Origin of the sequence: Streptomyces durmitorensis (assembly GCF_023498005.1) — a bacterium.
GTDB lineage: Bacteria > Actinomycetota > Actinomycetes > Streptomycetales > Streptomycetaceae > Streptomyces > Streptomyces durmitorensis.
The window spans coordinates 7,988,037-8,003,206 of the sequence record NZ_CP097289.1; the positions used below are offsets into that span (position 1 = coordinate 7,988,037).

The 15,170-nt window shown below is 73.5% G+C and carries 10 protein-coding genes and 1 pseudogene; 8 read left to right on the top strand and 3 right to left on the bottom strand.

Going from position 1 to position 15,170, the window contains the following annotated elements:
- The 4 genes and pseudogenes from M4V62_RS35790 to M4V62_RS35805 all read left to right on the top strand — a co-directional run bounded on the left by M4V62_RS35790 (position 1) and on the right by M4V62_RS35805 (position 5,277).
- Positions 1–627 (top strand): YigZ family protein, encoded by a 627-nt coding sequence (locus M4V62_RS35790; RefSeq protein WP_249591326.1) that lies wholly within the window; start codon positions 1–3, stop codon positions 625–627.
- Between the two features lie 101 nt (positions 628–728).
- Entirely contained in the window at positions 729–3,086 is a 2,358-nt protein-coding gene (locus M4V62_RS35795; protein WP_249591327.1) for an FHA domain-containing protein, read from the top strand.
- A gap of 11 nt (positions 3,087–3,097) precedes the next feature.
- Positions 3,098–3,697, top strand: a pseudogene (locus M4V62_RS35800) (hypothetical protein); the annotation flags it as partial.
- A gap of 557 nt (positions 3,698–4,254) precedes the next feature.
- The gene (locus tag M4V62_RS35805) at positions 4,255–5,277 is read left to right on the top strand and encodes a serine/threonine-protein kinase (protein ID WP_249591328.1); all 1,023 of its coding nucleotides are present in this window, start codon (positions 4,255–4,257) and stop codon (positions 5,275–5,277) included.
- Here M4V62_RS35805 and M4V62_RS35810 read toward each other — a convergent pair.
- Entirely contained in the window at positions 5,274–6,596 is a 1,323-nt protein-coding gene (locus M4V62_RS35810; protein WP_249591329.1) for a streptophobe family protein, read from the bottom strand. The two genes, M4V62_RS35805 and M4V62_RS35810, sit on opposite strands and share 4 nt — an antisense overlap.
- Before the next feature lie 181 nt (positions 6,597–6,777).
- Here M4V62_RS35810 and M4V62_RS35815 point away from each other — a divergent pair, with 181 nt between their 5' ends.
- The 3 genes from M4V62_RS35815 (at position 6,778) to M4V62_RS35825 (ending at position 12,357) form a co-directional block, all read left to right on the top strand.
- Positions 6,778–7,953 (top strand): DUF6777 domain-containing protein, encoded by a 1,176-nt coding sequence (locus M4V62_RS35815; protein WP_249591330.1) that lies wholly within the window; start codon positions 6,778–6,780, stop codon positions 7,951–7,953.
- Positions 7,954–8,080: 127 nt separating this feature from the next.
- Positions 8,081–9,244, top strand: a complete 1,164-nt coding sequence (locus M4V62_RS35820; protein ID WP_249591331.1) for an exonuclease SbcCD subunit D — start codon at positions 8,081–8,083, stop codon at positions 9,242–9,244.
- The gene (locus M4V62_RS35825) at positions 9,241–12,357 is read left to right on the top strand and encodes an AAA family ATPase (protein ID WP_249591332.1); all 3,117 of its coding nucleotides are present in this window, start codon (positions 9,241–9,243) and stop codon (positions 12,355–12,357) included. Before M4V62_RS35820 ends, M4V62_RS35825 begins: the two co-directional genes overlap by 4 nt.
- Before the next feature lie 10 nt (positions 12,358–12,367).
- On the opposite strand, the gene M4V62_RS35830 is transcribed toward M4V62_RS35825, so the two are convergent.
- Positions 12,368–12,814 carry an Lrp/AsnC family transcriptional regulator gene (locus M4V62_RS35830; protein WP_249591333.1) on the bottom strand — a complete coding sequence of 149 codons (447 nt, stop codon included), beginning with the start codon at positions 12,812–12,814 and terminating at the stop codon, positions 12,368–12,370.
- Between the two features lie 94 nt (positions 12,815–12,908).
- On the opposite strand from M4V62_RS35830, the gene M4V62_RS35835 reads away from it, so the two are divergent.
- Positions 12,909–13,400: a rhodanese-like domain-containing protein gene (locus M4V62_RS35835; RefSeq protein WP_249591334.1), complete on the top strand. Its 492-nt coding sequence runs from the start codon at positions 12,909–12,911 to the stop codon at positions 13,398–13,400.
- 44 nt (positions 13,401–13,444) lie between these two features.
- On the opposite strand, the gene M4V62_RS35840 is transcribed toward M4V62_RS35835, so the two are convergent.
- Positions 13,445–15,163: a DUF885 domain-containing protein gene (locus tag M4V62_RS35840; RefSeq protein WP_249591335.1), complete on the bottom strand. Its 1,719-nt coding sequence runs from the start codon at positions 15,161–15,163 to the stop codon at positions 13,445–13,447.
- Positions 15,164–15,170: the final 7 nt, after the last annotated feature.

Below are 15,170 nucleotides of genomic sequence, written 5' to 3' on the forward strand. Positions count from 1 at the left end.
ATGCACGACGAGTACCGCACAGTGGCCCGCGAGGCCGTGCACGAGACCGAGATCAACCGCTCGCGCTTCCTGTGCGCCCTCGCGCCCGCGGCCACCGAGGGCGAGGCCCAGGACTTCGTCGCGCGCATCCGCAAGGAGCACCCGTCCGCGTCGCACAACTGCTTCGCGTACGTCATCGGGGCCGATGCCGGGGTGCAGAAGGCCAGCGACGACGGCGAGCCCGGCGGGACCGCCGGTGTGCCGATGCTCCAGATGCTGCTTCGCCGCGACATGCGGTACGTCGTCGCCGTCGTGACCCGCTACTACGGAGGGGTCAAGCTCGGCGCGGGCGGGCTGATCAGGGCCTACGGAGGAGCGGTCGGCGAGGCGCTCGACGCGGTCGGCACGCTGACCCGCAGGCGCTTCAGGCTCGCCACCGTCACGGTCGACCACCAGCGCGCGGGCAAGATCCAGAACGATCTGCGGTCGGCGGGGCGCGAGGTGCGTGACGTCCGTTACGGGGACGCGGTGACCATCGAGATCGGCCTGCCCGACGCCGACGTGGAGGCCTTCACGGCCTGGCTCGCGGACGCGACCGCGGGCAGCGCGGTGTTCGAGCTCGGCGGGGAGGCGTACGGGGACGCCTGATGCTCGGCGGGGCTCCCGGCGGGGCGCCCGGTGGGGCGCTTGGCCCCGGCTGCGGCCATCGACCCCAGGCGTGAATGCGTCCGAATGGGTAGAATTCGGGCATGGGAGAGCGGCCTGGAGCGCCGACTGCGCCCGAACTCGTCCTGGAGACCGATACCGGTTCCACCGTGATGAGTCCGAGCCGGGACTATCACGTCGGGCGCGATCCACTGAGCGACATCGTCATCGACGATGCCCGCGTCTCCTGGCACCACGCCGTCCTCCACGCCGAGCTCGACCACTGGACGATCGAGGACGAGCACAGCACGAACGGCACCTACGCCGACGGGCGGCGCATCCACGAGTGGGGCGTCGGACCCGGCAGCGTTCTGCGCTTCGGCAGCGTCGCGGACGGCCCGCGCGCGGTGCTCGTCGGCCGGGCACCACCCCCGCCGGCCGCTCCCGAGCGCCCGTCCGCCGTCCGCACCCCGTCGGCCACCGGCACCTTCCGGCAGCCCACGACCGTGCGCCCGCTGCCCGCCCGTACCGTCCGCATCGGCCGCGCCGCCGACAGCGACCTGGTCATCGACGACCTGGTCGTCTCCCGCCGCCACGCCGAACTGCGGGTCTTGGCGGACGGCGCGTACGAGATCGTGGACCTCGGCAGCCACAACGGCACCTACCTCAACGGCCAGCCGGTCTCGCGGGCCCCGGTCCTGCCCGGGGACATCGTCGGCGTCGGCCACCGTGCGTACTGTCTCGTCGGCGACGAGCTGCAGGAGTACGTCGACACGGGCGAGGTGTCGCTCGACGTCCAGGAGCTGACGGTCGCCGTCGACAAGGGCCGCAAGACGCTCCTCGACAAGATCTCCTTCCCCGTCGGCGAGAAGTGCCTGCTCGCCGTGGTCGGTCCCAGCGGCGCCGGGAAGTCCACCCTCCTCAACGCCCTCACCGGCCTGCGCCCCGCCGACGACGGCACCGTCCTCTACGACGGCCGCGACCTCTACCGCGACTACGCCGAGCTCCGCCAGCGCATCGGTCTCGTGCCGCAGGACGACATCCTGCACGCGCAGCTCACCGTGCGCCGTGCCCTCGGGTACGCTGCCGAACTGCGCTTCCCCCAGGACACCGAGAAGGCGGAACGCCGGGCCAGGGTCGACGAGGTCATCCGTGAGCTCGGCCTGGAGCAGCGCGTCGACCAGCCCATCCACAGCCTCTCCGGCGGACAGCGCAAGCGCGTGAGCGTCGCCCTCGAACTCCTCACCAAGCCGTCCCTGCTCTTCCTGGACGAGCCGACGTCCGGGCTCGACCCCGGCATGGACCGCTCGGTGATGCACATGCTGCGCGGCCTCGCCGACGACGGCCGTACGGTCATCGTCGTCACGCACAGTGTGCTCAGCCTCGACGGCTGCGACCGGCTCCTCGTGCTCGCGGCGGGCGGCAGAATCGCCTACTACGGTCCGCCGCAGGACGCGCTGCCGTTCTTCGGCTTCGAGGAGTGGCCCGAGGCGTTCGAGGCCTTCGAGGGGGACCGCGACCGGGACTGGGCCGGGGAGTACCGGCGCTCGCCTTTCCACCAGCAGTACATCGTCAACGCCTCCGCGCAGCCTTACCTGCCGCAGGGGGCCGCGGCTCCGGCCGCGGGCTACGCGCCGCCGCCGAAGGCGCAGAGCTGGGGCTCCCAGCTGCGGACGCTGGTGCGGCGGTACGCGGCCGCGCTCGGCGCGGACCGGACGTTCCTCGCGATCATGGTCGCGCTGCCGTTCGTGATGGGTGCCATGGCCCGCGCGCTGGCCGGGAGCAAACTGACGCAGGAGACGGCGATGAACGCGCTGCTCATCCTGTGCGTCGGCGGAGTCCTGACCGGCGCGGCCAACGCGGTGCGGGAACTGGTCAAGGAGCGCGTCATCTACCGGCGCGAACGGGCCGTGGGGCTCTCCAGATCGGCGTACCTGATGTCCAAGGTCGTCGTCCTGGGAACGATCACCGTGCTGCAGGCCGTCGTGCTGACCCTGGTGGCGCTGCTCGGCGTCGATCTCAACGCACCCGGCGGCGAGGGCGTGCTGCTGCCGCCGCTCGCCGAGATCACCCTGGCGGTGGCCCTCCTCGCGTTCACGGCCATGATGCTGGGGCTCCTGGTCTCGGCCCTGGTGCGCAAGGAAGAGGTGACGATGCCGCTGCTGGTGCTCCTGGCCATCGTCCAGGTGGTGTTCTGCGGCGCGCTCCTGAAGCTCAACGGAGTGCCCGGCGTCGAGCAGCTGGCGTGGCTCGTGCCCTCGCGGTGGGCGCTGGGCGCGATGGCGGGGACCATCGGCCTCGGCAGGATCGTGCCCGGTGAGCTGACGGCCGATCCGCTGTTCCGCCACTCGGCGGGTGTCTGGCTGCTCAACATGGGCATGCTGGTGGCTCTCTGCGTCGTCTTCGGATACGCGGTCGCCAGGCTCCTGCGACGGCACGAACCCGCCGTCATGCGGAAGTAGGGGCGGACGGGATGACCACCGCCGACTTCCGGCCCACACATGTCGTCCCCCAGGACGGGCTGCCCGCCTGGGAGGCGCCGGACGTGAACCGCCCGACGACGCCGCTCGACGCGCTGCTGCCCGTGCACCTGGCCGACCGGCTCGGCGACTGGGGCCGGATCGTGTGCGCCAACGGCTGGTCGGCCTGGATCGACGCCCGCCTCCTGATCGCCGTACCCCGCGACCCTCCGGCAGCGGGCCAGCCCCTGACCCGCACGGCGGATCCCGGCCCGCTCCTCGCGAGAACGGAGGAGGCGCTGGGCAGCTACCGCCGCGCGACGCAGGACCTGGCGACCGGCGGCACCGACGGAGAGTCCTTCCGCAGCCGGACGCACGGACTGCGGGTGGGCATGGTGGTGGACGGCGAGTCGATGTGGCTCTACGACGCGGAACACGAGCGGTGGGTGTACTGCGACGGGACACGCCTGAGCACGTACGCGGCGGGGGAGCCCCCGAGCGCACAGCCCGCCGCGAACGGGACGGGGCCGGTGAGCGGCGGGGGTGTGGCCTCGGGTGATGCGGTGAGCCCGGAGCCGACGCGGGTGGTGGAGGCGGATGAGCCGTCCGGCGCTGGGGGGCCGGGGGCGACGCAGGTCGTGCCTGCGGCTGGGGAGGGTGTGGCGCAGGTGGCTTATGGCGAGGACGGCGCCCGTCGGGTGGCGCCCGTGAGTGAGGTGGGGGCGGTGGGCGGTGGGGGTGTGGGGTCCGGTGGTGTGAGGCAGGCGGATGAGCGGTCCGGCGCTGGGGGGCCGGGGGCGACGCAGGTCGTGCCTGCGGCTGGGGAGGGTGTGGCGCAGGTGGCTTATGGCGAGGACGGCGCCCGTCGGGTGGCGCCCGTGAGTGAGGTGGGGTCGGCGAGTGGTCGGGGCGTGGGCTCGGGTGGCGCGGTGAGTCCGGAGGCGACGCGGGTCGTGGGCGCGGCGCACGCGTCACCCCGTGAAGACAGCGCCCGTCGTGACGCGCCCTTGAGTGGCGCGGCGGAGCCTACGCAAGTGGTTGAAGCCGTCCCCAGTGCGAGTTCCCGCCTCGATCCCGCTTCCGATCCTGATCCGTACGGCGAAGAAGCCACCCGTCGCATCCCGCCCGTCACGGGCGACCCCGATCCGCCCCTTCGGCCCGGTGACGCCTGATGGGGACCGCACCGCGCGACGACGTGTCGGCGAGCGCGAGTCCCCCCTCCGGGCGGCCCTCCGACCTGGTCGGGAGGCAGATCGCGGGCTACCGCGTCGAGCGTGAGATCGGGCGCGGCGGCATGGCCGTCGTCTATCGCGCCAAGGATCTGCGGCTCGGCCGGACCGTCGCCCTCAAGCTGCTCGCCCCCGAGCTCGCACGCAACGACACGTTCCGGCAGCGCTTCACGCACGAGTCGCGCGTGGCCGCCGCGATCGAGCACCCGCACATCGTGCCGGTCTTCGAGGCGGGCGAGACGGACGGTCTGCTCTACATCGCCATGCGGTACGTTCCCGGGCTCGACCTGCGCCACCTGCTCGACGAATCGGGCCCGCTCCCCGTCGGAGCCGCCCTCCGCATCGCCGCGCAGGTCGCGTCCGCGCTCGACGCGGCCCACGACCACGGCCTGGTCCACCGCGACGTCAAGCCCGGCAACATCCTCGTGGCCAAGGGCACGGACAGCGACCACCCTGAGCACGTCTACCTCACGGACTTCGGCCTGACGAAGAAGTCCCTTTCGCTGACCGGTTTCACCACCGTCGGGCAGTTCGTCGGCACCCTCGACTACGTGGCGCCGGAGCAGATCTCGGGCCGTCCCGTGGACGGCAGATGCGACGTCTACAGCCTGGCCTGCGTCGTCCACGAGACCATGTCCGGCGGCCCGCCCTTCCAGCGCGACGACGACATGGCCCTGCTCTGGGCCCACCAGTACGACCAGCCGCCCCGCCTGACCGAGAAGCGCCCCGAGGTCCCCGCGGCGCTCGACGGCGTCCTCGCGAAGGCCCTGGCCAAGAGCCCGGACGACCGGTACGGCTCCTGCCTGGAGTTCGCGGCCGCACTGCGGGCAGCGGTCACCGGAAGCGCGGAGGGGCACCCCCCGACACAGGTGGACGTCCACGTCGTGGGCGCCCGGCAGGACCCGGGAGCGCCCCCGGAGCCGCCGGACTGGGCACGGCCCGTCTTCCGGCGGCTGCCCGGCTAAGGTCTCTCGGGCTGTGACGGCCCGTCGTCCGCCACGTCGCCGCGCCGGTGGACCCGCCGCGCGAGCAGGCCGCCGATGAACCCGGTGACCAGGCCCCAGGCCACGGCGAGGATCAGCGCGGTACCCAGCCGCGGATCCAGCTTCACCAGGCCGGACAGGCCGCCGCCGAGATCCCCGATGCCCAGGAGCGACAGGCCGTAGTGGGCGGAGAGGCGGGCGAGCAGACACACGGCGAGCACGGTGAGGGCCAGCGCCACCGCCATGTGCACGGCGTGCTGCCAGGCCCGCATCCGGGCGGGCGAGCGCGCGGCCATGAGGAACGCGGCGCCCAGGACCATGACCGCCGCGACGACAAGGAGCCACCACACCCGGCCGTCGTACTCGGAGAGCGTCCGCAGACTGAGCGTGGAGTCGTCCGGAGTACGCAGGACGTCGTCCAGGACACGCGGCATGGGCAGTCCGAACGGCCCGTCCACGCGGCCTTCCCAGGACGCGCCGAGCCCCAGGGTGAACGCGAGCCAGACGAGATTGGGCAGCCCCAGCAGCAGCACCGCGAGCGTCTCGGCGGCATGCCCCTTGGTCGCCGCCACGACCAGGCCGATGACCAGCCCCAGGGCGACGTACGCGAGCAGCAGGACCACCATGGCGTAGGCAGCCGGACGCACCGACTCCTGGAACCGCACCAGGCGGCCGGGGAGCGGGGCCCCGCGCGAGACCAGCAGCGCCACGGCGAGGACGCCCACCAGCCACAGCAGCCCGAACACGAGGGTCAGCGGCACATCGGTCTCGAAGCCGACCTTGGGCGATCCCGCGCCCAGCAGGTCACCGACGTCGGCCGCGTCCCCCTCCCCGAGCGAGATCGTGAACCGGTGGCGGGCCAGCAGGCCAAGGCCGATGAGGAGCAGGATCCAGAGCACCGCGAACCGGGCGGCCCAGCCGACGAGTTCCTTCGCGTCGGCGACGGCCCGGTGCCGCAGCGGCCTGAGGAATCCGGCACCGACCACCAGAGCTCCGGCGAGGGTGACCGAGAGGGGGAGCACGGAGAGCCCCGCGTTCGTCTCGGCGATGGCCCCGGCGTCGCCGGAGAGTCCGACGGAGCCGCCGACCGCCATCACCACGACGGCCGCGACGACGCTGGGGAACGCGCCGTCCGGCAGGTCCGCCGCCCCGGCGGCCCACAGGCCGAGCGCGGCGACGACGGCCATGGCCACCAGCGCGGCGAGCACGGTGACCAAGGCGTGGGGCCAGCCGTGGGGGGCCCGCCGGCTCTGCTGGGCGCGTTGCGCTCCTGCCCGCTCAGGCGGTGTCTGGTGGCTCACGTTGTCACGCTAAGCAGCGCCGGGGCCGCCCGCCCGTCGGGAGGGCCGACCGCGTCGGCTTGCGGGTCCCCGGGAGCCGGGACAGACAATAGGCGCGTAACGGATTTATGAGTGCGGAGCGGTCGAAAGGTGACCGGATACGCGTGCCGCAGCAGGCCCCCTACCCAGGGAAGAAGTGTTCGTGAGCGTCGAACCGCCGTCGTCAGGACGCCCCACAGGACCCCCGTCAGGCCCGCTCTCGGGCCCTTCGCAGCCGGGGGAGACCCAGACAGGTTCGACGCCACCGCCCAGCGGGGACCGGCCGTCGCCGCCCCCGGGCGGTCCGCCGAGCGGCCCTCCGGGTGACACTCCGGGCGGCCCTCCCGGCGGCGCGAGCCCGGAGGAGGGTCCCGGCGGGGGCCCGGAGCCGGACCGCCCCTGGTGGAGGTCGGCGCCGCGCGTGGCGGCGATCTCCCTCGTGATCGTGGCCGCGGTCGTGCTGACCGTCGTACTCACGCGGCCCGACAGCTCGGACGGCACCAAGGACGCCGGCGGCGAGGTCATCCTCCAGCCCGCGGCGAAGTCGGGCCCCGACCCCTTCACCGAGTCGACGGCACGGGACGACGCCACGCCCGCGTCACCGAGCGCGCTGCCGAGCTCATCGGCATCGGCCAATGTGACGCGCGGCGTCGACGGCTCCGCCCCCGGCCTCTACGGCGGGACGCGGAAGGTCGGAAGCTGCGACGTGGAGCAGCAGGTCACCGCCCTCAAGAAGGACCCGGCGAAGAACAAGGCGTTCGCGTCGGTCCTCGACATCGACGCGGCAGCCGTCCCCGCCTACCTGCGGGCGCTCACGCCCGTGCAACTGCGCATGGACACGCGCGTCACCAACCACGGCTACCGCGACGGCGCCCCCACCTCCTACCAGGCCGTCCTCCAGGCGGGCACCGCCGTGCTCGTCGACGACCGTGGTGTGCCGCGCGTGCGCTGCGCCTGCGGAAACCCGCTGCTGCCGCCCGTCGCGCAGAAGACCCCGAAGCGGACGGGCGACGCGTGGCCCGGATACCAGTCGTCGAACGTCGTGGTCGTGGCGCCCGCCGTCCAGGTCGTGAACGTGTTCGTCATGTACGACCCGAAGAGCGGCGACTGGTTCGAACGTGACAAGGGCGACACGGGCGCCGGCGACACGAAGACCGAACCGCCGGTGACGGAGCCGTCTCCGTCGGCCTCCACGTCCTCCTCCTCGTCCCCGCCCCCGTCATCCGGCGAGCCCTCCTCGCCGCCTGCCTCGTCCGTGCCGCAGACACCCTCCTCGCAACAGGAGCAGCCGCCCACCTCGCAGTCCGCGCAACCGCCGTCGTCACCGGTGGCAGATTGAGGTTCGTGATCGAGCAGGTGCCGACAGGCGCTAGCGTGGTGGGTGCTGTCGGCGAGGCCCGTGCTGGGGCGGTGCTGGATCCGCGGCACAGGAGGGGTTGAGCGAGCATGCGGGCCGGAGCGGCGTCTTGAGAATTCTGCACACGTCCGACTGGCATCTGGGCCGGTCGTTCCACCGCGTGAACATGCTCGGCGCCCAGGCCGAGTTCATCGGCCACCTCGTCGCCACGGCGCGTGAGCGCGAGGTGGACGCCGTCGTCGTGTCCGGCGACGTGTACGACAGGGCGGTGCCCCCGCTCGCCGCCGTCGAGCTCTTCGACCACGCGCTGCACCGGCTCGCGGACCTCGGCGTCCCGACGGTGATGATCTCCGGCAACCACGACTCGGCGCGCCGCCTCGGTGTCGGTGCCGGACTCATCGGCCGCGCGGGCATCCACCTGCGCACCGCGCCCGCCGCCTGCGCGGACCCGGTGGTCCTGGCCGACGCCCACGGGGACGTGGCGTTCTACGGCCTGCCCTACCTCGAACCGGCGCTGGTCAAGGACGAGTTCGGGGTGAAGCGGGCGGGCCACGAGGCGGTGCTCGGCGCCGCCATGGACCGGGTGCGCGCCGACCTGACCGCCCGGGCGAAGGGCACTCGTTCCGTCGTCCTCGCCCACGCCTTCGTCACCGGCGGCGAGGCAAGCGACAGCGAGCGGGACATCACGATCGGCGGGGTGGCCGCCGTGCCCTCCGGCGTCTTCGACGGCGTCGACTACGTGGCCCTCGGCCACCTGCACGGCAGCCAGGCCCTCAGCGAGCGCGTCCGCTACTCGGGCTCCCCGCTGCCGTACTCGTTCTCCGAGTCCACGCACCGCAAGAGCATGTGGCTCGTCGACCTCGGCGCGACGGGAGAGGTCGAGGCCGAGCGGATCGACTGCCCGGTGCCGCGCCCGCTCGCCCGCATCCGGGGCGACATCGAGACGCTGCTCGCCGATCCGGACCTCGCCCGCCACGAGGAGGCCTGGGTCGAGGCGACGCTCACCGACCCGGTGCGCCCCGACGACCCGATGGCCCGCCTCTGCGAGCGCTTCCCGCACACCCTCAGCCTCGTCTTCGACCCGGAACGCACCCCCGAGGACCCGGACGTCTCGTACGCCCAGCGTCTGAAGGGCCGCAGCGACCAGCAGATCGCGGAGGACTTCGTGACCCATGTGCGGGGCGCGGGACCCGACGTGCCCGAACAGGCGGTGCTGCGGGCGGCGTTCGACACCGTGCGCACCGACGACACGGTGCGCGAGGTGGCCCGATGAGGCTGCACCGGCTCCGGATCACCGCGTTCGGCCCCTTCGGCACCACCCAGGACATCGACTTCGACGAGCTCTCCGCCGCCGGGCTCTTCCTGCTGCACGGTCCGACCGGCGCCGGGAAGACCTCGGTCCTGGACGCCGTCTGCTACGGCCTGTACGGCTCGGTGCCGGGACCCCGGCAGGGCAGCGGCCAGGGCGTGACCCTGCGCAGCGACCACGCGCAGCCCGCCGTGCGGACGGAGGTGTGCCTCGAACTCACCGTGGCGGGGCGCCGGTTGGAGGTCACCCGGCAGCCGCCGTGGGAGCGCCCGAAGAAGCGCGGCACCGGCACCACCATGGAGAAGGCGCAGAGCTGGCTCCGGGAGTACGACGCGGCCGACGACGGCGGCGCGTGGAAGGACCTCAGCCGCTCCCACCAGGAGATCGGCGAGGAGATCACCCAGCTGCTCGGCATGAGCAAGGAGCAGTTCTGCCAGGTGGTGCTGTTGCCCCAGGGCGACTTCGCGCGCTTCCTGCGGGCCGACGCCGAGGCCCGCGGCAAACTGCTCGGGCGGCTCTTCGACACGCGCAGGTTCGCCGCGGTCGAGCAGCGACTCGCCGAGCAGCGGCGCGATGCCGAGGGCGCGGTGCGGGAAGGCGACAGGGAGCTCCTCGCCGACGCGCACCGGATGCAGCAGGCCGCAGGGGGCACCCTTGAGGCCCCTGAGAACGCCGAGTCGCCGCTGCCGGAGCTTTCGCCCGGCGATCCCGGGCTCGCCGAGTCCGTCCTCGCCTGGGCCGCCGTAGCCCGCGCCGACGCCCGCGAACGGCGCACGATCGCCGGGTGCGCTCTCACGGCCGCGGAATCCGTGCAGGCCGCCGCGGGGCGCCGACTGGACGACGTACGCGAGCTCGACCGGCTGCAAAGGCGGTTCGACCAGGCGCAGGAGCGTGCCGCGCGCCTTGAGGAGCGCGCGGAGGAACACCGGGAGAGGCAGACCCGGATGGACCGGGCGCGCAAGGCCGAGACGGTCGCCCCCACGCTTGGGCTTCGCCGGGCCGCCGAGGAGGAGCACCGCCGCGCGACCGCCGAAGAGGCACGCGCGCGCAGCCACCTGCCCGCCACGTTCGCCGACTCCGGCGCGTCGGGGCTCGCCGCCGCCGCGCGCAAGGCAGCCGAAGAGCTCGGCGGCCTCGATTCCGCCCGGCGCGCCGAGCGGCGCCTCGCCGAACTCGCCACGGAGCGTGCCTCCTTGGAGCGCGAGGAGCGCGCCGACGGCGAGCTGCTGCGCGAGGCGGCGGACTGGCTGGAGGGCTGGGACGCGAACCGGACCGCACTCCAGGAGCGCATCGATTCCGCCCAGGAAGCGGCCACGTGCGCGGAGCACCTCGCGGGACAACTGGAGCCCGCTCAGGGCCGGTTGGACGCGGCCCGCCGTCGCGACCGACTCGCCCAGGAGGCGACCGCCGCCCACGAACGCGCCCTCGCGGCCCGCGAGCACGCCACCACGGCCCACGAACACTGGCTGACCCTGAAGGAACAGCGCCTCACCGGCATCGCGGCGGAACTGGCCGCGGGCCTCAGCGACGGCGCCCCCTGCGCGGTCTGCGGAGCCACCGAACACCCCGCGCCCGCACCGAAGACCGCAGGTCATGTCGACCACGCCACGGAGGAGTCGGCGCTCGCCGCGTACCGGCAGGCGGAGGAGCGGCGCACGGAGCAGGAGCGGCACCTCGGCGAGGTGCGCGAGTCGCTGGCGGCGGCCGGGGCGGCGGCGCTCGGATCGTCCGGCGGGGACGCCGCCACCGAGGCGGACGCCGCCACCGAGGACTCGGACGGCGGTCGATCGGCGGCCAGGGCGCTCCCGGAAGGCCCCTCGGTCGAGCAACTCGCCGCATTTGTCGAGAAGGTGCGAGGGGAACACGCCGAGGCGCGGGGCCGCGCGTCGGGCCTGCATGCCGCCAGGGAGGCCCTCGCCCAGGCCGAGCGCGAGCACGACCGCAGGGTCGCCGTGCAGCAGGAGGCCGCCGTGCGGGCCGCGTCGCGCGCCGCTCTTCGGGACACCCTCGACCGCGAACAGGCGGCCCTGGACGTCGAGTTGACTCGCGCACGGGGCGCAAGCGGCAGTGTCGCCGCCCGCGCCTCCCAGCTGGAGCGGCAGACCGCGCTCCTGAGCGAGGCGGCGGAAGCCGCACGTGTCGCCGACGACACCGCCCAGCGGCTCAAGGACGCCGACGCGCGACTCGCCGACGCCGCCTTCCGCGCCGGGTTCGACACGCCGAGGGCCGCGGCCGAAGCCCTGCTCGACGACGCGCGCCACCGCGAGCTCCAGCACCGTATCGACGCGTGGCAGAACGAAGAGGCGGCGGTGCGTTCGCTCCTCGCCGAGCCGGACGCGGCCGCCGCGGCCCAGCAGCCGCCCGCCGACCTGCGAGCCGCCCAGGAAGCCGCCGAGCAGGCCGACGGGCTGGCCCGGGCCGCCGCCTCCGCGCTCGACGCGGCCACGCGGCGCTGCACCGAACTCGACCGGCTCTCCGAGCGGTCGGCCGCCGGGGCCCGGCGGCTCGCGCCGCTGCGCGCCGAGTACGACCGCGTGGCGCGCCTCGCGGGCCTGGCCGCGGGCACGTCGGCGGACAACGAACGCAAGATGCGCCTGGAGTCCTACGTCCTGGCCGCCCGGCTCGAACAGGTCGCCGCCGCGGCGACCGCACGCCTTCGGCGCATGTCGTCGGGCCGCTACACCCTCGTCCACTCCGACGACCGCACGGGGCGCGGCCGTTCGGGCCTCGGCCTGCACGTGGTCGACGCGTGGACGGGCCGCGAACGCGACACGTCCACGCTCTCCGGCGGCGAGACCTTCTTCGCCTCGCTCGCCCTCGCCCTCGGCCTCGCGGACGTCGTCACCGACGAGGCGGGCGGCGTACGCCTCGACACGCTCTTCATCGACGAGGGCTTCGGCAGCCTCGACGACCAGACGCTCGACGAAGTCCTCGACGTACTGGACTCCCTGCGCGAGCGGGACCGCAGCGTCGGCATCGTGAGCCACGTGGCGGACCTGCGGCGCCGCGTCCACGCGCAGCTGGAGGTCGAGAAGGGGCGCGCGGGGTCTGTCGTACGGCAGCGCGGCGGGGTGTGAGGGAGCGCGGTCAGCGGCCCAGCGGGCGCCTCGGCAGGGGCGAGGAGTAGACGATGCTGGTGGTCACGGACCCCAGCGCGCCGATCTTCCCCGCGACCTCCTCCAGGTGGCTCATCGAGCGTGCCGCGACCTTGATCACGAAACAGTCGTCGCCGGTGACGTGGTGCGCCTCAAGGACCTCGGGGGTCGTCTCGACCAGGTCGTGGAACGGCTTGTAATGGCCGTTCGGGTACCGCAGCCGCACGAACGCCAGGATGGGCAGGCCGAGCCGCTCCGGATCGACCACGGCCGCGTACCCCTGGATCACGCCCGCCTCCTCAAGGCGGCGGACCCGTTCGGTGACGGCGCTTGCGGACATGGAGACGGCACGCGCCAGCTCGGCGTAGCTGGCGCGGCCCTCACGCTGGAGGACATCGAGGATGCGCCAGTCGGTGGCGTCCGTGGAATAACCGGTCATGACGGAGAGGTAACAGGGGAATCCCCGGCTGATCAAGGGGTACGCCGGTGATCGGCTCTTCTGGGTCCGCGGCTTCGCCCGTAGATTTTTGGCCATGAGCACAACGACGAAGACACAGCACGCCCCGAACTCCGTCCTGCGGGTCGCCCCCGCCTCCCCGGCTGCCGCCGCCGCGTACTTCGGCGCGAGCCTCGCCTTCCACGCCGACGTGTCCGACGTCGCCTCGGCGCTCGCCGCCGACGGCGACCCCGGCTTCGTCGTGGTCGACTCCCGCTCGACCGAGTCCTGGGACCAGGGGCACATCCCGGGCGCCGTCCACCTGCCCACCGCGCTCATCCCGGAGCAGGCCGAGCAACTCCTCGACAAGGCCGTCCCCGTCGTCACGTACTGCTGGGGCCCCGGCTGCAACGGAGCCACCCGCGCCGCCCTCGCCCTGGCCCAACTGGGCTTCCAGGTCAAGGAGATGCTGGGCGGCTTCGAGTACTGGGCCCGCGAGGGCTTCGCCTTCGAGACCTGGGAGGGCGACGAGCGCCGCACGCCCGACCCCCTGACGGCCCCGCTGGACGCGGACGACTGCGGCTGCTGAGACGGGGTGGCGGGCGCCCCCGGCGTGGCGGGCGCCGCGCACTTCTAGAGCGCCGACAACTCGTCCACCAGGTCATCGAGCCCCAGCGACCCCTGCGACAACGCGGCCATGTGCCACGCCTTCGCGTCGAACGCCTCGCCCAGGCGCCGCTGTGCCCTCTCGCGGCCGAGCAGCCAGGCCCGTTCGCCCAGCTTGTAGCCGATGGCCTGGCCGGGGATGGAGAGATAGCGGGTCATCTCGCTCTCCACGTACTCCGTGGGGCGGCTGCAGTGCGCGTCGTAGAACTCCTGCGCGAGGTCAGGGGTCCAGCGCTCGCCCGGGTGGAAGGGCGCGTCCGCCGGGATCTCCAGCTCCAGGTGCATGCCGATGTCGACGATGACGCGCAGCGCCCGCATCATCTGGGCGTCCAGATAGCCCAGCCTGCGCTCGGCGTCGTTAAGGAAGCCGAGCTCGTCCATGAGCCGCTCCGCGTACAGCGCCCAGCCCTCCGCGTTGGCGCTGACGAGGCCGATCGTCGCCTGGTAGCGCGAGAGGTTCTCCGCGACGTGCGCCCACTGGGCGAGCTGGAGGTGATGGCCGGGCACGCCCTCGTGGTACCAGGTGGAGACCAGGTCGTAGACGGGGAAACGCGTCTCGCCCATCGTCGGCAGCCAGGTCCGCCCGGGGCGCGAGAAGTCCTCCGACGGGCCGGTGTAGTACGGGGCCGCCGCGCCGCCCGGAGGGGCGATGCGGGACTCCACCCTGCGCACCCGCGCGGCGAGGTCGAAGTGCGTGCCGTCCAGCGCCTCGATCGCCTCGTCCATCAGCTCCTGGAGCCAGACCCGTGCCTCCTCCACGCCCTCGATGTGCGTGCCGTGCTCGTCGAGGTGGGCGAGCGCCACCCACGGCGTGGCCGCGCCGGGCAGGATCTTCTCGGCCTCGGTGCGCATCTCGGCCAGGAGCCGGTGGAATTCGGACCAGCCGTACGCGTACGCCTCGTCGAGGTCCAGGTCGGCGCCGTTGAAGTAGCGGGACCAGCGGGCGTAGCGTTCGCGGCCCACCGTGTCCGCAGCGCCCTCGATCGCGGGCGCGTACACGTCCCGCATCCAGTCGCGCAGCGCCACGACCGACGCGGTGGCGGCCCGCGCCGCGTCGTCCAGTTCGGCGCGCAGCGCGTCGGGGCCGTCCGCGGCGAACTCCTCGAACCAGCCGCGGCCCTCGCTGCCGCCGGGACCCGCCCACTCGCCGAGCTGCCCGATGAAGGTGGCGGTGGGGCGCGGAGCCGCGAACAGCTTGCGCTCCAGGCCCAGTTCGAGCGAGGCCCGATAGCCCTCGTACGCGGCCGGCACGGCCCGCAGCCGCTCGGCGATCGCCGCCCAGTCCTCGTCCGTCTCCATGGGCGTCACCGTGAAGATCTCGCGCACCGCGTGCGGCACCGTGTGCAGATTTCCGACCGCGCGCAGCCCCTCGTCGGCCTCGTGCACGGCGAGTTCGGCGGTGAGCCGTTCGCGCAGCAGCCGCGCACACCGGCGCTCGGCGTCACTGTCGGCTCCGGGCGTACGCTCCGCGTCGTCGAGCCGGGCGAGCGTCGTGCGCGCAAGCTCCGCGACGGCGTCCTGGCCCGCCGGTGAGGTGTCCGGGAGTCTGCTGTGGCTGGCCTTGACGCCGAGGAACGTGCCGTTGATGGGGTCGAGGGCGATGAGTTCGTCGACGTAGGCGTCGGCGACCTGGCGAGGCAGCGGGCTCCTGCCCTCGCTCGCGTTCGGGATCTTCGTGTCTGACATGCGGACA

Coding starts and splice junctions, on each gene's coding strand:
- M4V62_RS35805 (WP_249591328.1), top strand. CDS start 4,255: ATGGGGACCGCACCGCGCGACGACGTGTCGGCGAGCGCGAGTCCCCCC.
- M4V62_RS35825 (WP_249591332.1), top strand. CDS start 9,241: ATGAGGCTGCACCGGCTCCGGATCACCGCGTTCGGCCCCTTCGGCACC.
- M4V62_RS35830 (WP_249591333.1), bottom strand. CDS start 12,814: ATGACCGGTTATTCCACGGACGCCACCGACTGGCGCATCCTCGATGTC.
- M4V62_RS35790 (WP_249591326.1), top strand. CDS start 1: ATGCACGACGAGTACCGCACAGTGGCCCGCGAGGCCGTGCACGAGACC.
- M4V62_RS35840 (WP_249591335.1), bottom strand. CDS start 15,163: ATGTCAGACACGAAGATCCCGAACGCGAGCGAGGGCAGGAGCCCGCTG.
- M4V62_RS35795 (WP_249591327.1), top strand. CDS start 729: ATGGGAGAGCGGCCTGGAGCGCCGACTGCGCCCGAACTCGTCCTGGAG.
- M4V62_RS35835 (WP_249591334.1), top strand. CDS start 12,909: ATGAGCACAACGACGAAGACACAGCACGCCCCGAACTCCGTCCTGCGG.